The sequence below is a fragment of the Aeromonas sp. FDAARGOS 1415 genome, assembly GCF_019048365.1.
GTDB classification, from domain to species: Bacteria; Pseudomonadota; Gammaproteobacteria; order Enterobacterales; family Aeromonadaceae; genus Aeromonas; species Aeromonas taiwanensis.
Genome location: NZ_CP077363.1, coordinates 914,859 through 934,840, shown reverse-complemented (window position 1 = coordinate 934,840; position 19,982 = coordinate 914,859). Strand labels below are relative to the sequence as shown.

Annotated in this window: 20 protein-coding genes; 11 read left to right on the top strand and 9 right to left on the bottom strand. The window is 66.0% G+C overall.

Translation table 11 applies throughout. The features are described from left to right. The first annotated feature begins 29 nt into the window (after positions 1 to 29). Complete coding sequence (locus I6L45_RS04475) at positions 30 to 434, top strand: hypothetical protein (RefSeq protein WP_043757051.1); 405 nt, start codon at positions 30 to 32, stop codon at positions 432 to 434. Here I6L45_RS04475 and I6L45_RS04470 read toward each other — a convergent pair. The 3 genes from I6L45_RS04470 to I6L45_RS04460 form a co-directional block, all read right to left on the bottom strand. Continuing rightward, entirely contained in the window at positions 431 to 1,201 is a 771-nt protein-coding gene (locus I6L45_RS04470) for a gamma-glutamyl-gamma-aminobutyrate hydrolase family protein (RefSeq protein WP_210549356.1), read from the bottom strand. The two genes, I6L45_RS04475 and I6L45_RS04470, sit on opposite strands and share 4 nt — an antisense overlap. Positions 1,202 to 1,567: 366 nt before the next feature. Continuing rightward, complete coding sequence (yidA, locus tag I6L45_RS04465) at positions 1,568 to 2,377, bottom strand: sugar-phosphatase (RefSeq protein WP_216983552.1); 810 nt, start codon at positions 2,375 to 2,377, stop codon at positions 1,568 to 1,570. A gap of 114 nt (positions 2,378 to 2,491) precedes the next feature. After that, complete coding sequence (locus I6L45_RS04460; RefSeq protein WP_367947695.1) at positions 2,492 to 4,156, bottom strand: FapA family protein; 1,665 nt, start codon at positions 4,154 to 4,156, stop codon at positions 2,492 to 2,494. Between the two features lie 372 nt (positions 4,157 to 4,528). Between I6L45_RS04460 and I6L45_RS04455 the strand changes: the two genes are divergently transcribed. Next, entirely contained in the window at positions 4,529 to 5,038 is a 510-nt protein-coding gene (locus I6L45_RS04455; RefSeq protein ID WP_043757060.1) for a metal-dependent hydrolase, read from the top strand. 6 nt (positions 5,039 to 5,044) lie between these two features. On the opposite strand, the gene I6L45_RS04450 is transcribed toward I6L45_RS04455, so the two are convergent. Then, positions 5,045 to 6,208: a CinA family nicotinamide mononucleotide deamidase-related protein gene (locus I6L45_RS04450; protein ID WP_216983551.1), complete on the bottom strand. Its 1,164-nt coding sequence runs from the start codon at positions 6,206 to 6,208 to the stop codon at positions 5,045 to 5,047. 29 nt (positions 6,209 to 6,237) lie between these two features. Then, positions 6,238 to 7,476, bottom strand: a complete 1,239-nt coding sequence (locus I6L45_RS04445) for an HD-GYP domain-containing protein (RefSeq protein ID WP_216983550.1) — start codon at positions 7,474 to 7,476, stop codon at positions 6,238 to 6,240. A 142-nt stretch (positions 7,477 to 7,618) separates the two neighbouring features. On the opposite strand from I6L45_RS04445, the gene metA reads away from it, so the two are divergent. Further along, entirely contained in the window at positions 7,619 to 8,566 is a 948-nt protein-coding gene (metA, locus tag I6L45_RS04440; protein ID WP_043757066.1) for a homoserine O-succinyltransferase, read from the top strand. A 7-nt stretch (positions 8,567 to 8,573) separates the two neighbouring features. Here the strand turns inward: metA and I6L45_RS04435 are convergent, their stop codons facing one another. Next, positions 8,574 to 9,092 (bottom strand): tyrosine-protein phosphatase, encoded by a 519-nt coding sequence (locus tag I6L45_RS04435; protein WP_216983549.1) that lies wholly within the window; start codon positions 9,090 to 9,092, stop codon positions 8,574 to 8,576. 160 nt (positions 9,093 to 9,252) lie between these two features. Here I6L45_RS04435 and I6L45_RS04430 point away from each other — a divergent pair, with 160 nt between their 5' ends. After that, a complete protein-coding gene (locus I6L45_RS04430) occupies positions 9,253 to 9,723 on the top strand; it encodes an Lrp/AsnC family transcriptional regulator (protein WP_043757071.1) in 471 nt (156 codons plus the stop codon). 53 nt (positions 9,724 to 9,776) lie between these two features. Here I6L45_RS04430 and I6L45_RS04425 read toward each other — a convergent pair whose 3' ends face one another. After that, positions 9,777 to 11,741 carry an LTA synthase family protein gene (locus I6L45_RS04425; RefSeq protein ID WP_216983548.1) on the bottom strand — a complete coding sequence of 655 codons (1,965 nt, stop codon included), beginning with the start codon at positions 11,739 to 11,741 and terminating at the stop codon, positions 9,777 to 9,779. Between the two features lie 256 nt (positions 11,742 to 11,997). Here I6L45_RS04425 and I6L45_RS04420 point away from each other — a divergent pair, with 256 nt between their 5' ends. Further along, positions 11,998 to 12,270 (top strand): DUF2442 domain-containing protein, encoded by a 273-nt coding sequence (locus tag I6L45_RS04420; RefSeq protein WP_210549371.1) that lies wholly within the window; start codon positions 11,998 to 12,000, stop codon positions 12,268 to 12,270. A gap of 124 nt (positions 12,271 to 12,394) precedes the next feature. Continuing rightward, positions 12,395 to 14,011: an alpha-amylase family protein gene (locus tag I6L45_RS04415; protein ID WP_216983547.1), complete on the top strand. Its 1,617-nt coding sequence runs from the start codon at positions 12,395 to 12,397 to the stop codon at positions 14,009 to 14,011. Positions 14,012 to 14,071: 60 nt separating this feature from the next. Here the strand turns inward: I6L45_RS04415 and I6L45_RS04410 are convergent, their stop codons facing one another. Continuing rightward, the gene (locus I6L45_RS04410; RefSeq protein ID WP_216983546.1) at positions 14,072 to 15,514 is read right to left on the bottom strand and encodes a RimK family protein; all 1,443 of its coding nucleotides are present in this window, start codon (positions 15,512 to 15,514) and stop codon (positions 14,072 to 14,074) included. Between the two features lie 186 nt (positions 15,515 to 15,700). On the opposite strand from I6L45_RS04410, the gene I6L45_RS04405 reads away from it, so the two are divergent. The 4 genes from I6L45_RS04405 (at position 15,701) to I6L45_RS04390 (ending at position 17,823) form a co-directional block, all read left to right on the top strand. Then, positions 15,701 to 16,174, top strand: a complete 474-nt coding sequence (locus I6L45_RS04405; RefSeq protein WP_216983545.1) for a GNAT family N-acetyltransferase — start codon at positions 15,701 to 15,703, stop codon at positions 16,172 to 16,174. Continuing rightward, positions 16,171 to 16,407 (top strand): DUF3624 domain-containing protein, encoded by a 237-nt coding sequence (locus I6L45_RS04400; protein WP_043757090.1) that lies wholly within the window; start codon positions 16,171 to 16,173, stop codon positions 16,405 to 16,407. Before I6L45_RS04405 ends, I6L45_RS04400 begins: the two co-directional genes overlap by 4 nt. Before the next feature lie 42 nt (positions 16,408 to 16,449). Next, positions 16,450 to 17,196 (top strand): SDR family oxidoreductase, encoded by a 747-nt coding sequence (locus I6L45_RS04395; protein WP_216983544.1) that lies wholly within the window; start codon positions 16,450 to 16,452, stop codon positions 17,194 to 17,196. Between the two features lie 198 nt (positions 17,197 to 17,394). After that, the gene (locus I6L45_RS04390) at positions 17,395 to 17,823 is read left to right on the top strand and encodes a hypothetical protein (protein WP_216983543.1); all 429 of its coding nucleotides are present in this window, start codon (positions 17,395 to 17,397) and stop codon (positions 17,821 to 17,823) included. 99 nt (positions 17,824 to 17,922) lie between these two features. Here the strand turns inward: I6L45_RS04390 and I6L45_RS04385 are convergent, their stop codons facing one another. Continuing rightward, on the bottom strand, positions 17,923 to 18,507 hold the full coding sequence (locus I6L45_RS04385; RefSeq protein WP_043757100.1) for a hypothetical protein: 585 nt from the start codon (positions 18,505 to 18,507) through the stop codon (positions 17,923 to 17,925). A 178-nt stretch (positions 18,508 to 18,685) separates the two neighbouring features. On the opposite strand from I6L45_RS04385, the gene I6L45_RS04380 reads away from it, so the two are divergent. Then, the gene (locus tag I6L45_RS04380) at positions 18,686 to 19,861 is read left to right on the top strand and encodes an iron-containing alcohol dehydrogenase (RefSeq protein ID WP_216983542.1); all 1,176 of its coding nucleotides are present in this window, start codon (positions 18,686 to 18,688) and stop codon (positions 19,859 to 19,861) included. Positions 19,862 to 19,982 lie beyond the last annotated feature (121 nt).

Below are 19,982 nucleotides of genomic sequence, written 5' to 3'. Positions count from 1 at the left end.
ACTGACAAGGGAGTGCAGGCGTGAGTGGAATGAAGAGTGTCATCTGGTTGGCCATCCCCCTGGTGCTGGGGGGGTGCGACCTGCTGCGCGACAGCTACCGGGTGGAGTTTCGGGATGGCTCCTGGCGGGAGATCACCATCTCCTCTTTCTCGGATGAGGCGCTCTGGCGCGAGGGGTGTGCCACCGGCGAGATCCTGGTGGACATGACCTTGCCCCTGAAGCGGGGCAAGGTGGTGGAGGGTCGCGAGCAGCTGCTGATCGGCGGCGAGCTGTTCGAGCTGGAGGAGGCCCGCCTCTATCGCGGCAACGGCACCGTGCTCGGACAGGCCCCGGATCACATACAACGGGGCCTCAAGGGGCTGGATGTCTGCCGTACCCTGCGTCCTGCCCGCGGCTCCCTGCCCAGGCTCAAGACCAAGGGGTTTGGTGACTAGCCCGCCTGCTGCCGGTACTGGCGGCAGGCGTCACCGAATGCCTTGAACAGCTTGACGGAGTGGGGGTTGTCGTTCGCCTTCCACTCCGGGTGCCACTGCACCGCCAGAGTGAACTGGGGCAAGCTGGGCGCGTGGATCGCCTCGATCAAACCATCCTCAGCGTGGGCCAGGGGCGCCAGCCCCTGTGCAAGCCGCTTGATCCCCTGGCCGTGCAGGGAGTTGACCGGGATCTGCTCCTCCTCCATCAGATCGGCAAACCAGGTACCGGGCACCAGGCTCACCTGGTGGCTGTGGCCATACTGCTCATCCACGGGATCGTCCGCATCCTCTCTGTGATCCGCATAGCCGGGTTCGCTATAGACCTTCTGGTGAATGTCGCCACCCAGGGCCACGTTGATCTCCTGCATGCCGCGGCAGATGCCGAGCAGGGGCAGTCCCCTGTCGATGGCGGCGCGCACCAGGGGGATGTCGAACAGATCCCTATCCCTGTCCTGGGGCTTCTCCGGGGTGAGGTTCTCCTGGCCGTAGAGGGCGGGATCTATGTTGGATCCGGCGCCGCTCAGGTAGACGCCATCTGCAAGATCCAGATACTGCTCCAGATCTTCGGTGCCGCAGCAAGTGGGGACCAGCAGAGGCACGCAGCCGCTGATCTCCACCAGGGGCTTGATGTATTTGTGGGTCATTACCTGGTAGGCGTGGCCACTACGGGCCTGGGCCCCCATGGTCATCAGCACAACGGGTTTGGTTTGGGAACTGGGGTTTGGCATAGGTCACCTGGCTATCCTTGGCGGTCTCATCCTGCGCCTTGGGAAAGCCCTTGCCGCGCCATGCTGGCAAAGGCATGCCTCAAGGCATGGTCATGGGATCAGGGTCGTGCCGCAGTACCAGAATCGTCGGTCAGCCTGGGCAACGACAGCCTGGATCCTGTTCCCAGTCTGCCAAGGCCGTTCAATATGTCAAACGAAATGATGCGGTTATGTTAATAAAAAACATAACAAAGCCAGCTTGAGTCCCGTTTTAAGGGGGCTGCAGGGGAGGGGCTGGCGAGGGGGGATGTGAAATGGTGGATATATTAAACATTTGACCCAGAGGGCCGGATAGCAAAAGGGGCCGAAAGGCCCCTTGTCGTTTGGTCAGGCGTTCAGGATGAACCGTTCGATCACCCTGGCCACGCCGTCGTCGTCATTGCGGCTGGTGATGTGCTGTGCCAGCGCCTTGATCTCGTCGGTGGCGTTGCCCATGGCGACCCCGAGGCCGGCATATTCGATCATGTGGCGGTCGTTGCCCGCATCCCCCACCGCGATCACCTGGTCGGCGGTCAGGCCGAGGTGCTCCGCCAGGGCGGCCACGCCGGTCCCCTTGTTGCTGCGCTTGTTCATGAACTCGAGGAAGTAGGGGGCGCTGCGCACCACGGTGTAGCGTTCGTAGAGTTCGGCGGGCAGTTGGGAGATGGCGCGGGAGAGCTGGGGCTCGGGATCGATCATCATCACCTTCATGATCTGCTCGTCGGCGGGCAGGGTGGCAAAGTCCACCAGGTTGATGGGCATCCTGATGAGGCGGGACTCGTGCTCGGTATAGGTGCTGACCCTGGGACTGATGAGGCCCTGGCGGACGGAGAAGCCGTGGACGTTGACCCCCAGCTCGTTGGCCAGATGGGCGATGGCGCTGGCATCGCTGCCGGTCAGCAGCTGGCTGCGGATGATGCGCTGCTCCGCAACCTGCTGCACCAGGGCGCCGTTGTAGCAGATGACGTAGTCATCCTGACCGGTGAGGCCGAGCTCGGCCAGGGAGGGGGTCATGCCTTCCAGGGGGCGACCCGACGCCAGGACCACGGTCACGCCCTGGGCGCGGGCCGCCGCGATGGCGTCACGGGTGCGGGGGGAGATCTGGCCCTCTGGGTTCAGCAGGGTGCCATCCATATCCAATGCGATCAGCTTGTACATCTTCTCACTACCTGAGTCTGGCCGGCCCGCCCGATGGGGCCAAGGGGAGGCCGAGTGTAGCGAAAATCGCCGCCGGGATCACGCCATCGCCTCCCTGGGCATGCCCCCGATCCTTCAGCGCTGGCCCTGGTAGGGGGTCAGTTGCAGCTGATCTTCCCGGATGGCGAAGTGGATGGGGCCGTGCTCGATGTCGACCCTGTTGTGATGATGGGCCATCTCCACCTCGACGCCGGGAAAGAGGCGCTGGGTGGCGATGATGTCCATGCTGGCCATCAGCGCCTGCAGCTCGCGCTGTGCCTCGACCAGCTGTTCGTCCAGGGACTTGCTCTCGTCGAGCTGGCGGGTGCGCAACGTCTTGATCTTCGCCAGGGTCTCGGGGTTGCGCTTGTCGCCGGGCAGCTGCAACAGGCGCAGGATGAGATCCTGCAGCTTGTCGAGCTGCTCCCGGCAGCTCTGCTTGCGCTGGCGCAGGGCCAGCTCCTGCTCCTTGTGGCTGAAGTAGCCGCCGAGGATCTGCAGCCGGGTCCGGTTGGCCGCCGAGGCCCCGAGCACCGGGGCCATGATGAGGCGGTTGGCGATGTTGACGCCCCCGATGAGGTGGCCCTTGCGCATGGCGCTGTCGCCGACCTTCAGATCCTGGCCGCTGCGGCAGTAGCAGTGGCTGAGCTGGCTCTGGATATGGATGTCGCCGTCGGCCTCCAGCCTGGCGTACTGGGCATAGCCGGCGTGGATCTCGCCACCGGCGCTGAGGTGGCAGAGGTACTCCTCCTCCCCCAGCTTGCGGCCTATGATGCCGTTGCGCACCGTGATGGTGCCGCCAGATTCGATAACCCCCCCCTCGACAAAGCCACCGATCACCACGTCCCCGCGGGTCTTGATGCGCATGCCGGGCATGACATCGCCGGTGACCAGCAGGGAGCCCTCGAACTCGACGTGGCCGTGGCGGATGTCGACCTGCTTGACGTTCAGCACCTCGTCGACCCGCATGCCTGCACGCTCCTGGCAAGGGAGCCCGGTGCGGGTCGCCAGCAGCAGGTCAGGATCCTCCCGAGAGAGGCTGGTGCCGTCACCCGCGCTCATGGCGATCTCCTTGCCGTCCCGGGCCGGCAGCGTCTGACCCGTCACGGTGACGCCGTCCAGGCCCTGGGTGGCGGGGTGGCGGCGCATCAGCGGCGACCCCGCCCTGACGGTGAGCAGGGTGCCCAGATCGCGCATGTCCACCTTGCCGTGGTCGAGCTCCTGGGGTTTGAGGATCCGCTCGGCCGCGGTTTCCACCAGCCGCTCGAAACGGGTGTCCTGGCCGTGTTTCGCCGCCCGGCCGAGGGCGATGACAGGGCTCAGCTGCGCGCCGGGGGCGGCTGAGCTGGCGGCCTGGAGGGCGGCGGCGAGCAGCCGCTCGCTCACCCCCACCCTGACCGGACTAGCCGCCAGGGCCTCATGCAGCTGGGCCAGGGTGAGGGGGTTGCCACCCCAGTCCGCGGTGATCTGCGCCCTGGCGCTCATCTGATCCTTGTCGACCTGGATCAGCAGCCTGGCATCCTGGCGCCGGGCGATGGGCACGGGGGGATGAGCCGGGGCATCCGGCTGGCTGAGCAGGGCGTTGAGCAGGGTGACAGCCTGGCGGATCCCTTCGTCGAGGGGCTGGTAGCGCCGGCAGTTGGAGAGCCGCAGCAGGGCGAGGACGTCCGCCTCCTGGATGGGGGCGCCAAGGCCGGGGATGATGCGCAGGCAGACACAGGTCATGTCTGCCGACAGCTGAAACCACGCCTTACTCAACACCGGGGCACCTCCCTCGTCGTCCCGATCCGGCGTTCCCCGGTGACCGGGGCGGATCCCTGCCGGATGCCGCGGCCGCCGGGGCGGCCCAAAACCGCAGTATTCGGGTCTTTTTCCTTCCGGGTCAACGCGCTGGGTGCAAATGGGTGATCCGGGTTGAGGAAATTTATGCTGACAGGGGGGCGGGACCCCGCCTTGTCGGACGGTGGCTGCCTGAGCTTTGAGCGATCGCGCCTGTCCCCGGGCACGGGCGGGGGATTCTCCTTGCCAGACGGGAGACAAGGGATTCTAATCTGCCGCCGCGAGGCGCCGGGGATGACTGTCACCGGCCATCCTGCCCATCTGTTCCACCGAATGCCCAACCGAACGAGCCCCATGACCGCCCAAGGCCACCTGCTGTTTTCCGTCACCTGCGTCCTGCTTGCCCACAAGGTCGAACTCACCCCGGCCCTGGCCGACGCCAGCCTGTGGCACATCATTCCCATGGCCCTGGCGAGCGCCCTGCTGCCCGACCTGGACCATCCCCACTCCCTGCTCGGCCGGCAACTGCCCTGGATCTCGGGACCCCTCTCGCGGATCTTCGGTCATCGCGGCTTCACCCACAGCCTGCTGGCGGTGGCCATGGGGGTCTGGGGGCTGGCACAGGCCCCGGGCCTGCTGTCGGGGGCGGTGAAGGATGCCCTCATCGTGGGTTACCTCAGCCACCTGCTGGGGGACTGGCTCACCCCGATGGGGATTCCCCTGTGCTGGCCCTGGCGCCGCCGCTTCCGCCTGCCCGGTCTGCCCCTCAAGAGCGGGGGTGGCTACGAGCGGGCCTTCTGCCTGCTGACCCTGGCGCTCGCCGGCTACTGGGTTCACGGCGATCTGGGGCTAGGCGCCTTCTAGCCGGGGTCAGGCGAGGCGGCTGGCGGTGCGCGTCAGGGTGAGGTAGTCGGCGAGCACCGGCAACCCCAGCAGGTGACGGCGCAACATGTCGAGGGCGGCGAAGGCGAGGATCCGGCGGCCGCTCTCGGGATCCGGGTGGCTGACCTTGAGGGTCTGGCCGACGGTGATGCCGTCGATGCACAGCAGCAGGGGCACGCCGTCCGGCCCGGCCCGACCTATGGTCAAGCCCAGGGTCAGGCCAGGGCGAGGGCCGTCACTCACCAGCTGCTGGAGCTCGTCGGGGAGGGCGTGGCTGTAATGGGCCTCCAGCGCGGGGTGGGCGTGGCACATGGCCAGCAGGGCACCCCGGGTCTCCCCTTCTCGCAGGCACAGTGGCCGCTCCCCCAGCAACGCCAGGATCTGGCTGGCCGGCTCCTCGTCGCCTCGTCCCACCAGCCAGGGGGTGATCACCTGCAGCAGGCGGGCTTCGGCGGCGTCCATGTCCGCAGGGGCAGCGCCGTGGCCGATGAGCTTGAGCTCGATCAGCGGCATGGAGGAGCGGTAGCCGAGTTCTATGCCCGTGGGCCAGGGGGCCGCATCCAGCCGATCCGAGAGGGCGGATTCCGAGATGCCGAAGGTGTAGAAGCGGCGCAGCTCGGTGTCGGTCTGCGCCCCCGCCAGCGTCTTGAGACGCGGCACGATCTGCTCGCGCACCATCTGCTTGAATTCGAACGGCACGCCCGGGGTGAAGAAGAGCCGGCTCTGGCCCGTCTGCACCAGGAAGCCGCAGGCGGTGCCGACCGGGTTGTCGAGGATCTCGCAACCCTGCGGCAGCCAGGCCTGCTTGGTGTTGCTGGATGGCATGGCACGGCCCCGGCTGGCGTAACGGGCCTCCATGGTGGCGAGCCAGTCGGGGAACAGGGTCAGGGGCTGGTCGAAGGCCTCGGCCGCCGCCTGGGCGGTGAGGTCGTCGGCGGTGGGGCCGAGCCCGCCGCACACCAGCACCACTTCGGCGCGGCTGGCGCACTCGCGCAGCACGGCCTTCAGATCGGCGAGGTTGTCCCCGACCGTGGTGCGGCGGCGTACCTGCCAGCCCTGCTCCAGCAGCAGGGCGCTGAGCCAGGCGGCGTTGGTATCTACCACCAGGCCGGTCACTATCTCGTCGCCGGTACTGAGGATCTCGATGCGCATGCAGACTCCTTGGAAATGGCGAACCCGGATCAGGACTGGTTGTGTTCGAAGTAGTAGCTGATCCGGGTACGCGGGTTGAGGTATTCAAACACCGCGGGGGGCAGGCGTTTGGGGTGGATCACCTTGACGATGGCAAGCCCGGTCTCCTCGAGATCGATGATGGCCGCCTCCTGGCGCGGGATGCGCGGATCGTACACCAGCACCGCGGGGTAGAGCAGGCGGGAGGCGTTGACCGACATCACCAGCCCCACCTGGCCATTGGAGAGTTGCACCACGCTGCCGGGGGGATAGATCCCCATCAGCCGGATCAGCATGCCGAGGTGATCGGCGTTGAACTGGGCCTTGCGCTGCTTGTAGAGGCTGCCGAGGGCCGAGTAGGGCACCTTGGCCTGCAGGTGGCAGAGGTTGTCATACTCGTTGATGAGGGAGACGATCTGGGTGAGGGGGTCGAGCTGGGCCCCCTTGAGCCCTAGTGGCCCGCTGCCGTCCAGGTATTCGTGGTGGTGCCGCACTATGTTCCTCGCGGGCTCCGGAAATTCCCTCGCCAGGCTCAGCAGCTCCAGCCCGTAACGCGGGTGCTGGGCCACCAGGTTCTGCTCGGGCCTGGTGAGCGGCTCCGTCTTGCGCAGGATCTGGCTCGGGAGCTTCAGCTTGCCGATGTCGTGGAACAGGGCCCCCATGCCGACCTGGCGGATCGCCTCGGCCGGCAACTTGCACTCCCGGGCCAGCAGCATGCTGAGCACGCTGACGTTGAGGGAGTGAAACTGCAGGCTGTTGCCATCCGAGCTGTCGGACACCAGGTGCAACACCATCTCGTCCACCGACAGCAGCTGCTCCGTCATGGCGTTGATCAGCTCCTGCGCCTCCCCGATGGCGTTGAGGGGGCGGGACTGGATCTTGCCCATCAGGTTGCGCACCTGGGCCAGGGACTGGCGGAACTGCTTCTCGCACTGCTGCAGATCGCGGCGATAGCGCTGCAGCTGTTCGATGCGCCGGCTCTTCTCGGATTCCATGGCCTGCTGGCGGGCGAGGAGCACCTCGTCGTCTTCCCCCTGGAGGGCAGGCTGACCGAGGGGCTTGGGGGGCGTGTCGCTCTTGTCGGGAATGATGGTCACCAGCTTGAGCCCCAGCCGGCGGATGAGCTCTATCTCCTCCTCGCGCTTCAGCTTGAAGCTGGAAAACAGGAAGGGGTGCTCGCGCCACCCCAGCGGCAGGGAGACAAAATTGCCGACTTGCAGCCGGTCTACGGAGATCTTGATGCCTGTCATGGGGTTGGACGCGAGGGACACACTGAGCCGTATGCTAGTCAAAGGCCGGAGTGAATAAAAGGTATCTGGTGACAGCGTGGGCGCTTTATTATAGGCTTCTAGATGTCCAGACATATTTACCGATGCAGTACAGGGAGTCAGCATGCCGATCAAGATCCCGGACCAGTTGCCCGCCGCCGAAGTGCTGGGGCAGGAGAACATCTTCGTGATGACGGAATCCCGGGCCGTCACCCAGAACATCCGTCCGCTGCGGGTGCTCATCCTCAACCTGATGCCCAAGAAGATAGAAACCGAGATCCAGCTGATGCGGATGCTCTCCAACTCGCCGTTGCAGGTGGATGTGGATCTGCTGCGCATCGACGATCGGGAGTCGAAGAACACGCCCCAGGCGCACCTGGAGAACTTCTATCACGACTTCGAGCAGGTGCGGGGGAACAACTACGACGGCATGATCATCACGGGGGCGCCGCTCGGGCTGGTGGAGTTCGAGGAGGTCATTTACTGGCCGCGGATCGTCGAGATCATCGAGTGGTCCCACCAGCACGTGACCTCCACCCTGTTCCTCTGCTGGGCGGTGCAGGCGGCGCTGAAAGCCTTGTATGGCATGGAGAAGCAGACCCACGGCGAGAAGCTCTCCGGCGTCTATCGTCACCACCGCCTCGACGAGCACGAGCCGCTGCTGCGCGGCTTCGACGACGAGTTCGTGGCGCCCCACTCCCGCTATGCGGCATTCGACGGGGACCTCATTCGTGCCCACACGGATCTGCAGATCTTCGCAGAATCGGAAGAGGCTGGCGTCTATCTGGCGGCGACCAAGGACTGTCGCCAGGTGTTCGTCACCGGCCACCCGGAGTACGACGCCCTGACTCTTGACGGGGAGTACCGGCGGGATCTGGCGGCCAGCCTCTCCCCTGTGGTGCCGGTCAACTACTACCCGGACAACGACCCGAACCAGACCCCGCGCGCCACCTGGCGCAGCCACGGGCATCTGCTGTTTTCCAACTGGCTCAACTACTACGTCTATCAGCTGACCAGCTACAGGGTGGAAGACATCGGCAAGGTATTCACCTACCAGCCACCCAAGGGGTAGGCCGCCGTCAGTCGAGCCCGGCCAGCTCTCGTCCCCGGGTGTCGAGCCAGTGGCGGTGGCAGGCCAGGGTGAAGGCCCGTGGCCGCCTGGCCCGGATGACGGCCATGGCCTCCTGCTGGGGCAGCCCCTGGGTCATCAGCAGCAGGGCCGCCGCCAGCCCGGTGCGCCCGCTCCCCCCGTGGCAGTGAATGACCAGATGCCGCCCCTCCCGCAGCAGGGCGAGCAGCTCGGGCAAGACCCGGGGCCAGGCCTGTTCGAAGGCGACATCGGGGGCCTGGTCGTCCGCGATGGGCAGGTGAAACCACGCCATGCCCCTGGCGTCCACCTGGGGACCCAGGTCCGTGAGGCCCTGGGCGGTCAGCTCCTCCTGCGTCATCAGCGTGAGCACCCCGCCGGCCCCGGCCAGCTGCAGCTGGGCCAGGGCCCGGGTCAGGGCGACCTGCTGGCTGCCAGGACAGGGGGTGAGCAAGAGCTGCCCGTCGAGGCGCAATACCTCCAGGCTCCAGAAGGGGTGGGCACTGAGCATGGGGCGTCTCCTCGCCGTCGGAAAAGCGGCGGGATGGGGCACCCCGCGCGGGTGCGGCACAGCATAGGGGGGACGGTGGCGATGTCAATGCGCGTTGTGTTCGTCCCGGTTTACGGGCAGAGTCTAAAAAAATCGAGCGATGCAAGGACAAGGAGTAGAGATGAGAAACCTGGATCAACTGGACTTGGACATCCTGGCCCATCTGTTTCGCGACGCGGGCATGACCAACAAGGATCTGGCGGCCCTGGTCGGGGTGGCGCCCTCCACCTGCCTGGAGCGGGTACGCAAGCTGCAGCAGGACGGAGTGCTCAAGGGGGCGCACTGCGAGGTGGATTATCAGGCGCTGGGTGGTCATATCCAGGCCATGGTCTCCCTGCAGTTGGCACGCCACAGCCGCCAGATCATAGACGCGTTTCGCGACGCCATCCTGGCGCTGCCCGAGGTGATCAGCCTGTTCCACATGGGCGGCAAGGACGACTTCCTGGTGCACCTGTGCGTCTCCGACACCGAGCACCTGCGCAACTTCGTGTTCGATCACTTCACCTCCCGGGAAGAGGTGGTGCACCTGGAGACCTCCCTGGTGTTCGAGCACAGATTCAGCCGCTCCCTGCCCTGCTTCCCACACGGCTGAGCCAGGGGAAATGAAAAAAACCGCCCGAGGGCGGTTTTTTTGTGGGCGCGCCCTCAGTTGAGAGCCAGTCTGCTGTCCTGTGCCGTCCGGTAGAGCCCCTGCTGATAGGCCAGGCTGCCCCACAGAACCAGCCCCAGGGCGGCATCCTTCATGGTGCCTGGTTGTGGTGCCGGGGTGAGCGTCTCTGTCGCATCCTCGTAGATGAAGCCTTCCGGCGCCCGCTCGGGCTGCAGGATCACCACATCCTTTCCGCGCATCAGGGCGAAGTTCTTGTCGTATTGCATGATGGCGCGCCCCGGCCAGTCGGCGGGCATGCGGGTGAGATCCTTGCCCAGCATGGGATAGTCGGCACTTATGCCCATCAGGGAGAGCAGGGTCGGGGCCATGTCGATCTGGCTGACGATGCGAGGATCCTTTCTCGGCGTTATACCGTCCCCCAGGATGATGCCCGGGATGTGGAAGCGGGGGATGGGTACCAGGCTGGCCCCCCCGACCCGACTGTCGTGATCGGCGATGACCAGGAACAGGGTGTCCTTCCAGTATGCCGATGCCCTGGCCTTCTTGAAGAACTCGCCGACGGCGTAGTCCGCGTACTTGGCGGCGTTGTTGCGGGTCTGCTTGGGCTGCTCGTACAGGGCGATGCGGTTGTCGGGGAATTCGAAGGGATCGTGGTTGCTGGAGCTGAACACCAGGCTGAAGAAGGGTTTGCCCTCTTTGTGCAGCGCCGCGAAGGTGTCGTTGGCCTTGGCCATCAGATCTTCATCCGAGGCACCCCAGGATCCCTCGAACACCGGGTGCTTGAAGTCCTTCTGCTCGACAATGGTGGGGAAGCCGTTGCCGAGGAAGAAGCTGCGCATGTTGTCGAAGTGGCTCTCGCCGCCGTAGATGAAGCTGGTGTCATAGCCTTGCCGCTTGAGCAGGTCGGCGATGGTGAAGAAGTTGGTCTGGCTCTTGCCGAGCTTGACCACGGCCTGGGCCGGGGTCGGCGTGAAGCCGGTGAGCACCGCTTCGATGCCGCGTACCGAGCGGGTACCGGTGGCGTAGAGCTGCTCGAAGGCCCAGCCCTGCCGGGAGAGTGCATCGATGTTGGGGGTGAGCGGCAGGCCGCCGAGGGAGCCGACGAACTGGGCCCCCAGGCTCTCTTGCAGCAGGATCACCAGGTTTTTGGGCTTGCCCTGGTAGCTGGCCGTGTTGAAGGTCTGGCTCGGCAGCTCGGCGGAGGTGAAATCACCGAGCGGGCGACCGCTCTCCTCGCGGACTATCTCCAGCACCTGATGGTCAGCCATCTTGCCGTAAAACTGGCTGGCGTCCTCCTCGGCCCCCATCTGCTTGATGGCAAAGAAGAGGGAGTAGGCGGAGTTGACGGTGAGGGCGTTGACCAGGGGATCGTCGGCAAAGGCCACCATGGCCGGGTTCAGGGCGCGGTGGCCGAGACTGGAGCGGGCGCCGAGAAAGCCGACGGCGAGGATCAGCAGGGCGAAGGCGGGGCGCCAGTACCAGCGGGGGAAGCTGAGGTCGCGTACCAGGCGGCCGCTCAGCCACCAGCCACCGCCCAGCACGGCGCCGCTGAAGATCACGGCCAGCAGCAGCTCTCCCTTGCGACCTGCCCACAGCATGGAGAGCACCTCCTTCGGATAGATGAGGTACTCCACAAAGAGGCGGTTGGGGCGCACTCCATACTCGGTGACGAAGGCGGGGGTGGAGATCTCGAGAAAGAGCATCAGCCAGAGCCCCAGGGTGAGCCAGACCCGGATAAGCTGCATCCAGAGCCGCCCCGGCGTGTGGGGCCCGGCCAGCAACTGGGTCAAGACGGCGGGCACGCCCCAGACCCAGCAGAGGGTGGCGACGTCGACGCGAATGCCTTGCAGCAGCATCTCCTGCCAGCCAGAGACGGCATCCACCCGTTCCAGTTGCCAGAGCCCGAGGCCAAGGCGGCTGACGGTGAGGGAGATGAGCGCGATCAATGAAAAGACGGCGATGGGCCAAACCGGTCCCAGCCATTGTCTGATGGTGGTCATATTGTTCCTGCAAACCTGTTTGCGCCCATTCCCCGGGCACATTGTTGTTATGGTGCGGGAATATGACCCTGGGGCTGAGCAAAGGTTGCATGGGAATGGGGATATATGGAGAAGTTGGCACGTTTTATGATTTTTTGTGACCGGAAGCAGGGTTTGAAGAGAGCATAAAACGCTGGGAAAACTGTGATCCTGCCAGCACAGCGAGGCAATGGCTGTGCCTATAATAGCGCCGAATTTCTCAATCGGAGCCGAAGGGATGCCGGTCTTTATCGATGTGGAATATCTGCGGGGATGGAGCCTGTTCGTGGTGCTGTCCGACGGCACCACGGGGGCGCTGGACCTGACCCCCTGGCGGACCCAGCCGCTGTTCGCGGCGATGGATTCGGAGCGGCGCTGTGCCCGGGTATTCATCAACCGCCGTCACCAGCTGGAGTGGCCCTCTGGCTGCACCCTGTCGGCCCAGGAGGTTTACCACCTCATCACCCCCATCGACGAGCGTGAGGTCTTCAACGATCGCCAAGGCCGTTGAAAACGACGTGCTAACCCGTTGAGGCAGGTAACGTTTTCAGTCACAGACCCGCTCCGGTCTCACCGTTATCATGACCCCAGTGGGGCGCCTTTCGCGCCCGCAACACCACAGCGGGAACATAACAATGAAACAAGGAACGTTGCGTCGTGGCGGCCTGATCGGGGCCGCCCTGTTACTGACGGCTTGCGGCAGCGGAGGCGGTGGTGCCAGCACCGAGACCGCGCCGCCGGTGGTCAATCCTGCCCCCCCGGCTGCGGCCCGCGCCTGCTACGGCGATGATCAGCCGGCCTGCAACCTGCGCACCTACCAGGTGATGGTGGAGTCCTTCGTCGACGGCGACGGCAGCGCCAACTACGGCGTCGGCTACGGCCCCTCCCGCCACAACGGCGATCTGCAGGGGATCATCGACAGCCTGGACCACATCAAGAGCCTCAACGTCAACGCCATCTGGCTGACCCCGGTGTTCGACTCCTGCGCCGGGCAAGGCGGGGACGACAGGCTGGATGCCACCGGCTACTTCGCCTGCGACTTCTTCAACGTGGACCCCAACTTCGGCAGCAACGCCCAGCTCAAGACCCTGGTGGACGCGGCCCACCAGCGCGGCCTCTATGTCTTCCTCGACGGGGTGTTCGGCCACGTGGGCAAGGTGGGGGTGAGCAAGCTCTCCCCCGAAGGGCGCCTGCCCGCCCTCAAGAGCGGCGGTGCCGGCTACCCGGGCCAGCTGGTGGATTACGGCCAGCCCGAGAGCCTCGCCTACTTCAAGGAGGTGGCCCGCTACTGGGTCGAGCAGTACGGTATCGACGGCTGGCGCCTCGACCAGGCCTATCAGCTCGATCTTGACGACTGGCGCGCCATTCGCAGCGAGGTGGAGCAGGCGAGCGCGGCGCGCAAGGCCGCCGGCCAGCAGTGGGGCACCCTCGGCTACCTGGTGGGGGAGGTGTGGAAGGGGGCCGACGAGATCCGGGCCCAGGCCTATGGCTCGAGCGACAACCCGGCACTCTCCTCGGCGTTCGACTTCCCGCTGCGCTACGGCCTGGTGCAGGCGCTGGCGGTGGAGGAGTCCGGCAAGGGCGGGCAGGGGGCTGGTGTGCTCGATGCCAGCTGGAACAAGGTGGAGAACTACCCGGACCACGCCATGCCGAACCTGATGCTGGGCAACCACGATCTGGTGCGTTTCGGCGATCTGCTGGAGCGCGGCAACTTCAACCCGGAGGACTACTGGCAGCGCCACAAGGCGGCCTTCAGCTTCCTGGCGGCCCGCTCCGGCCCCATCACCCTCTACTATGGCGAAGAGTTCGGCGACGAGGTACCAGGCTTTGCCAGTCAGGTGGGGGGCGACTGTGCGGCCCAGGGGCTCTGTGACGATCACGTGGCCCGCAGCGACGGCAAGGTGCCCGGCGTGACCGGCTTCGTGCCGAGCGGCGAGCAGGCCGAGCTCAAGCAGTGGCTCGGCGATCTGCTGGCCCTGCGCGCCAAGCATCCCGCCCTCTATCAGGGGGAGCGGGTAAAGCTGGTGGCAGAGGGCAGCGTCTACGGCGACATCAAGCAGACGGCGGGCGAGCAGATAGTCTACCTGCTCAACGTCTCCAGCACGCCCCAGAGCTATGCCCTGCCGGCGGGCAAGCTGCGCAGCGGCAGCGCCCTGGTGGATCTGCAGAGCGGCGAGCGCCTGGCCATCGGTGGCAGCAGCCTGACGGTGACGCTGCCCCCGCTCACCGGCCGCTTCCTGTTGCTGCAATGATCCTGCGGCCATGACCCGTATGATGACAAAAGGGCCCCTTGCGGGGCCCTTTTTGCGGGTTCAGGCGACCGCGCTCTGGCCCCGGTTCTCCAGCCGCTGGCGGAAGGCCCGGGCGAGGCGATCGTAGAGATCCTTCGCCTCCCTGTCCTCCACATCCCCCCGGATCCAGGGGTTGTCGATGATCTCCAGCAGCACGCAGCCCTGCCCCTGCTGGCGCAGATCCACCCCGAACAGGCCGTTGCCGAGCAGGTGGACGGCGCGGCGGGCGGTTTGCAGCACCCGCTCCGGCACCTCGGTGAGGGGCAGTGCCTCGATGCGGCTCATGTCGAGGGGGTGCTTGCGGCGGCGGATGCGGTTGCCGGGCTCGGGCCGGTAGCGGCGGCAGGCGAACAGGGGCGAGCCGTCGAGAAAGCCGATGCGCCAGTCGAACTCGGCGGGGATCCGGCTCTGCACCAGCAGCAGGGCGGAGCGCGCCAGCCCCTCGTCCAGCAGGCGGGCGAGCTGGGTCTCGTCGCTTGCCATAGCGAGATCCCGCCCCTGGGCGCCGTCGGGCACCTTGACCATCAGCGGCAGGCCGAGGCGCTGCACCAGCTCGTCCACGTGCTGGCGGCCGCGCCGGGTCACCACCATGGTGGGGGGCATGGGCACGCCGCTGCGCACCATCAGCTCGTAGAGGTAGAGCTTGTTGCTGCAGGCCAGGATGGCCCGGGAGCTGTCGATCACCGGCATCTTGAGCTGCTCGGCACGGCGGGCGAACTCGAAGGTATAGTGGCCGACCGCGGTCTCGGCGCGCAGCCACAGGGTGTCGAACTCCGGCAGCCGCTCGATGGCGGAGGGGGCCAGGATCTCGGCCCGGATCCCCTGGGCGGCGGCGGCCTCGATGAAGCGCTCGAGGGCGAGGGCGTCGCTGCTGGCGCGGCCGTCCCCCTGATCCACCAGGATGGCGAGCTGGTAGCGCGGTGCCGCCTGCTCCTCGTCGCCCACACCCACCAGGGCCTGGGCGTGCTGCACCATCAACGCCTGCTCGCTCTGGCTCAGCGCCAGCGGCGACAGGCTCTCCTGCTGGCGCACCGACCAGCCGTGGCGACCGCGCTTGAGGGTCAGCTCCTGCAGCGGCAGCTGGCTCAGGCCGTAGTAGTAGCGGGCGAGCCCCGCCAGCTCGCACTGCTCGCACTGGCCGAAGATGGCGCGTACCCGGATCCTGTCCTCGCTCTGCTGGCTCAGCCAGCCCTGCAGCTTGCGCCACAGCTTGGCGGGAGGCTGCTGGGGTTGCAGCCGGCCGATGGCCTGCAACCCCGGCAGGCAGTGGTGGCCACGGGCCTGGGCCAGCAGGGAGCAGTAGTAGCCCGCGCTCAGGTGCTCCAGACTGCGGCAGAGGTTGATGATGCGCGGACGCCCGCCCGTGGTGGGCAGGCCGTGCTGCAGGTAGGTGCGGGCGGTCAGCAGGTAGTCGGCAGGGCAGGGCCAGTCGCCCGGCTCCTCGACGATGACATAGGTACTCATATTTTGGGCTCCACGGATCAGACTGCCGGAAACGGCAGTATCCCCAGTGGGCTTCGATGCACCGACAAGCACGACAATGGCGCGAGGGGAAACAAGAGGTTACAGTGCCTAATATTCTGCCTTGGTAACTTGTGATACAAGTCGCATTTCTGGTGCTGAGGATAAATAACCGAACAAGGACTCCCCGTGTTGACCGTCCGCGCCGCCCGAACCGACGATCTGGGCGCCATCGTGAAGCTGGAACGCTACTGCTTTCCCCCCGAGGTCGCCTTCGGTCGCAGCCGTTGGCACTATCTGCTCAGCCAGGCCAAGGGGCGCACCCTGATCCTGCAGGACGACAGGGCCCAGCTGATGGGCTACCTCAGCGTGCTGGAGCACAGGGGCTGGGATCGCCTCGTCATCCAGACCCTGGCCATCCGCTGGACGGTGCGCCGCCAGGGCTGGGCCCGCCGCCTGCTGGAGCAGGTGATCCGGGAGGGACGGGAGGCCGGCTGGGGGGCCATCCGGCTCGAAGTCGCCGACGCCAATGCCGAGGCTCAGGCTCTCTACCACGGGCTGGGGTTTCGCCCAAGGCTGCGGCTGCCCGATTATTACGGGCCCGGCCAGCATGCGCACCGCCTGGTACTGGCGCTGGGGGATGAGCGGCAGGAGCCATCATGAGTTGCGAGGATTGCCTGGCCACGGCCATCCGGGCCAAGCTCGGGCGCTGTCCGGTCTGCGCCGGCCAGACCTTTCTCATCGGCGCCGTCGGCTGGCTGGTGTGGTGGTGGTGCGGTGCCGACACCTCGGTCAACGCCCTGACCGGTCTGCTGTTTGCGCTGGGTGGCTCGGGCCTCTTCCTGCTGCACCTGGTGGCCTTTGCATGGCGAAAGCTGGTGAAACGCGACAGATAACGTGCTGATTTTAAAAGAAGACAAATAACAATGGAGGTTCACATGATTGCAATGGTAACAGGCGCCTCGTCCGGCTTTGGTGAGGCCATCAGCCGTCTGCTGGTGAGCGCCGGCCATCGGGTGATCGGCACGGGTCGCCGCGCTGAGCGTCTGGCCGTCCTGGCCAACGAGCTGGGGGACCACTTCCTGCCCCTGGTGTTCGACGTGCAGGACAAGGCCGCCACCCGCGCTGCCATCGAGGGGCTGCCGGCCGCCTGGCGCGAGGTGGATCTGCTGGTCAACAACGCAGGTCTCGCCCTTGGGCTGGAGCCCGCCCATAAAGCAGATCTCGAGGACTGGGAGCAGATGATCGCCACCAACGTCAGCGGCCTCACCCTGATCACCCGGCTGCTGCTGCCGGGCATGGTCGAACGCAATCGCGGTCACGTCATCAACATCGGCTCCATCGCCGGCACCTACCCCTATCCGGGTGGCAACGTCTACGGCGCCACCAAGGCCTTCGTGAAGCAGTTCAGCCTGAATCTGCGGGCCGATCTGGCGGGCACCGCCATCCGCGTCACCAACGTGGAGCCCGGCCTGTGCGGCGGTACCGAGTTCTCCAACGTGCGCTTCCACGGGGATGATGCCAAGGCGGCCACCGTCTACCAGGGGGTGCAGGCCATCCAGCCGGAGGACATCGCCAATACCGTGCGCTGGATCAGCGAGCAGCCCCCTCACGTCAACATCAACAGCATCGAGATCATGCCGGTGGCCCAGACCTTCGGCCCGCTGCACATCAGTCGCCGCTGAGGTCGGCCTGGTGACTCACCCACCCAAGAGAGGCGCCCTTCGGCGCCTCTCTTTTTTTATGGCGGTGATGCCGGGGGGGCGTGACTCCGGGTTGTCTGGCGCAAGGTACTCATGTTGGCCCGCAATTTGCTGCCCCAGGCCATGGCGGGGCGAAGTGCCCCAAAGGCCGGTGCGACCGGCAGTCAGCATGGAGTCTTCATGGATATCAAACCCTATGGTCAGCAGCTCGCCCAGAGCGCGTCCCAGAGCCGTGCCCTGGCCACCCTCGGCGACAGCGACGGCAAGCAGAGCGGCTGGTCCCAGCAGGTCAGCCTCTCCAGCCAGGCGCTGACCGGCAAGGCGCAGCAGGCACTCACCTACGAGCACCTGGCCAGGAATGGCAAGAGTACGGCCCTGACCGGTGGCGTCAAGGATGCGCGGGTGCAGCAGATGGTGGACAAGGCCCTGGGCTTCGATCGCAAAAAATTTGACGATCTCGAGAGCCAGATCAAGCGCCTGGCCGACGACAAGACACTCCCGGATGAGGAGCGGGAGAGCCAGACCCGGGGACTCACCGAGCAGCGCGACGCCATGCTCGAGGCGGCCATGGATCGCCTCACTGGCAAGTCGTCGCTCGTGCAGGCGTGACGGGAATGAAAGAGCGTCCTGACGGGGCGTCGAGATCCCGGGGGGACCGGGCCGGATGAAAGCAGGGAGGGTCTTGATCCTCCCTGCCCAGCGCGGGGATCAGGGCTGTTTCGGGGCTATGCCGATGGCGATGGCCGTGGTCTGCACGGCCTTGATCTGATCCCCCTTGGCAATCAGGGCAAGCTGGGCGGGATCCTTCACCTTGAGAGTGAGGGTCTTGTCCACTCCCTTGACCCTGATGGTCTGCTGCTCCTTGTCGACGTCGATGACGTCTGCATAGATAGTCGTCTGCATGCCGGCGCCGATCGCGGGTTGCTCCCCCGGGGCGGCCTTGCTCTCCTCCGTTTCCACCACCCGTTTTCTCACCCCGGCGGTGCCCTTGAGCAGCGTCAGATCCAGCAGTTGCAGGTATCTCAGGGCAACCACGTCCCCGACCTTGAGGCGCTGCAGGTTGCTCACCTTCTCGTCGGCGACGAGATCGAAGGTCCGGCCTTCGGCATTCTTCAGGCTGACCTTGCGGGTGGCCAGATCGATGGCGGTGACGGTGGCCTCGGCCTTCAGCTCCTCCGCCAGGCTGGCCTGACCCGGCGTGACCGCGACATGGGTGGCCACCTCGGCGGCCTGTAACAAGGGATGAGTGCAGAGGGCGAGTGCGCCGGCGATCCATGCGTGCTTCAGTTTCATGATTGAGACCCTGTGGCTGGGAAAGGGACCCCGGGAGGGGTCGTGACGACGGGAGGGCGAGGTTGCCCCCCGCTTTCACCATAGCAAAACCGGGTCAGGGTACCCGTTCGGCATCGCAGTTTTGACGGAGCGCTCTCGCTTTTGACCTGGCGGCACGGCAGGCGCACAATCCCCCTGCATGCATTCAACCGAGGGCTCAGCCGTGTACAACTTCCAATATGCCAATCCCACCCGCGTCTGTTTCGGTGAGGGCCAGATCGCCACCCTGGCCGAGCTGATCCCGACCGGCAGCCGTTTGCTGGTGCTCTACGGCGGCGGCAGCATCAAGCAGAACGGGGTCTATGACCAGCTGACCCGGGCGCTGGCAGGCCGGGAGTGGCTGGAGTTCCCCGGCATCGGCGCCAATCCCCAGTACGATCAGCTGATGGAGGCGGTGGACCTGGTCAAGCGCGAGCGTATCGACTTCCTGCTGGCGGTGGGGGGCGGCTCAGTGGTGGACGGCACCAAGTTCGTGGCCGCCGCGGCCAGCTTCGAAGGGGACGACCCCTGGGACATCCTGCTGCACAAGGCCCCCGTCAAGGCCGCGCTGCCGCTCGGCTGCGTGCTGACCCTGCCGGCCACCGGCTCGGAGAGCAACCCGGCCGCCGTGGTGAGCCGGGGAGAGGCCAAGCTCTCCTTCATGAGCCCGCTGGTGCTGCCGAGCTTTGCGGTGCTGGATCCCACCACCACCTACAGCCTGCCGCCGCGCCAGGTGGGCAATGGCGTGGTGGATGCCTTCGTCCACATCCTTGAGCAGTACCTCACCTTCCCGGTGGGGGGCGAGGTGCAGGATCGGCTGGCGGAAGGGCTGTTGCAGGTGCTGGTGGACAACGGCCCGCGGGCGCTGGCGGAGCCGACCAACTACCAGGTGCGCGCCAACCTGATGTGGGCGGCCAGCCTGGCGCTCAACGGCCTCATCGGCCGCGGCGTGCCCCAGGACTGGTCCACCCACGCCATCGGCCATCAGCTCACCGCCCTGCACGGGCTGGATCATGCCCAGAGTCTGGCGGTGGTGCTGCCCTCCCTGCTGCGGGAGCAATCGGCCCAAAAGCAGGAGAAGCTGGCCCAGTTCGCCGAGCGGGTCTGGCACTCCAGCCGCGAGGACAGGGCACTGCGCATCGAGGAGGCGATTATCCGCACCGAGCAGTTCTTCCAGCAGATGGGGGTGGGTACCCGTCTCGCCGACTATGGCCTGGATGCGCGCTGCATCCCGGGGATCTGCTCCAACCTCAAGCTGTTCGGCCTGACTGCCCTCGGGGAGCAGCAGGACATAGATCCGGACAAGGTGGCCAGGATCCTGTCCCACGCGCTTTAAGTCATCCTGGCAACCATAGTGGTGTGGATCCTCTCTCACGCCCTCTGATCACTGACAGGCCAACGGAAAAGACAACGCCCCGATCATCGGGGCGTTTTGCATGGTGAGGCGCACGGGATGG

Excerpts from the sequence above, each read along its gene's own strand:
- I6L45_RS04475 (WP_043757051.1), top strand. The coding sequence starts at position 30 with ATGAAGAGTGTCATCTGGTTGGCCATCCCCCTGGTGCTGGGGGGGTGC.
- I6L45_RS04470 (WP_210549356.1), bottom strand. The coding sequence starts at position 1,201 with ATGCCAAACCCCAGTTCCCAAACCAAACCCGTTGTGCTGATGACCATG.
- yidA (WP_216983552.1), bottom strand. The coding sequence starts at position 2,377 with ATGTACAAGCTGATCGCATTGGATATGGATGGCACCCTGCTGAACCCA.
- I6L45_RS04455 (WP_043757060.1), top strand. The coding sequence starts at position 4,529 with ATGACCGCCCAAGGCCACCTGCTGTTTTCCGTCACCTGCGTCCTGCTT.
- I6L45_RS04450 (WP_216983551.1), bottom strand. The coding sequence starts at position 6,208 with ATGCGCATCGAGATCCTCAGTACCGGCGACGAGATAGTGACCGGCCTG.
- I6L45_RS04445 (WP_216983550.1), bottom strand. The coding sequence starts at position 7,476 with ATGACAGGCATCAAGATCTCCGTAGACCGGCTGCAAGTCGGCAATTTT.
- metA (WP_043757066.1), top strand. The coding sequence starts at position 7,619 with ATGCCGATCAAGATCCCGGACCAGTTGCCCGCCGCCGAAGTGCTGGGG.
- I6L45_RS04435 (WP_216983549.1), bottom strand. The coding sequence starts at position 9,092 with ATGCTCAGTGCCCACCCCTTCTGGAGCCTGGAGGTATTGCGCCTCGAC.
- I6L45_RS04430 (WP_043757071.1), top strand. The coding sequence starts at position 9,253 with ATGAGAAACCTGGATCAACTGGACTTGGACATCCTGGCCCATCTGTTT.
- I6L45_RS04425 (WP_216983548.1), bottom strand. The coding sequence starts at position 11,741 with ATGACCACCATCAGACAATGGCTGGGACCGGTTTGGCCCATCGCCGTC.
- I6L45_RS04420 (WP_210549371.1), top strand. The coding sequence starts at position 11,998 with ATGCCGGTCTTTATCGATGTGGAATATCTGCGGGGATGGAGCCTGTTC.
- I6L45_RS04415 (WP_216983547.1), top strand. The coding sequence starts at position 12,395 with ATGAAACAAGGAACGTTGCGTCGTGGCGGCCTGATCGGGGCCGCCCTG.
- I6L45_RS04410 (WP_216983546.1), bottom strand. The coding sequence starts at position 15,514 with ATGAGTACCTATGTCATCGTCGAGGAGCCGGGCGACTGGCCCTGCCCT.
- I6L45_RS04400 (WP_043757090.1), top strand. The coding sequence starts at position 16,171 with ATGAGTTGCGAGGATTGCCTGGCCACGGCCATCCGGGCCAAGCTCGGG.
- I6L45_RS04395 (WP_216983544.1), top strand. The coding sequence starts at position 16,450 with ATGATTGCAATGGTAACAGGCGCCTCGTCCGGCTTTGGTGAGGCCATC.
- I6L45_RS04390 (WP_216983543.1), top strand. The coding sequence starts at position 17,395 with ATGGATATCAAACCCTATGGTCAGCAGCTCGCCCAGAGCGCGTCCCAG.
- I6L45_RS04385 (WP_043757100.1), bottom strand. The coding sequence starts at position 18,507 with ATGAAACTGAAGCACGCATGGATCGCCGGCGCACTCGCCCTCTGCACT.
- I6L45_RS04380 (WP_216983542.1), top strand. The coding sequence starts at position 18,686 with ATGCATTCAACCGAGGGCTCAGCCGTGTACAACTTCCAATATGCCAAT.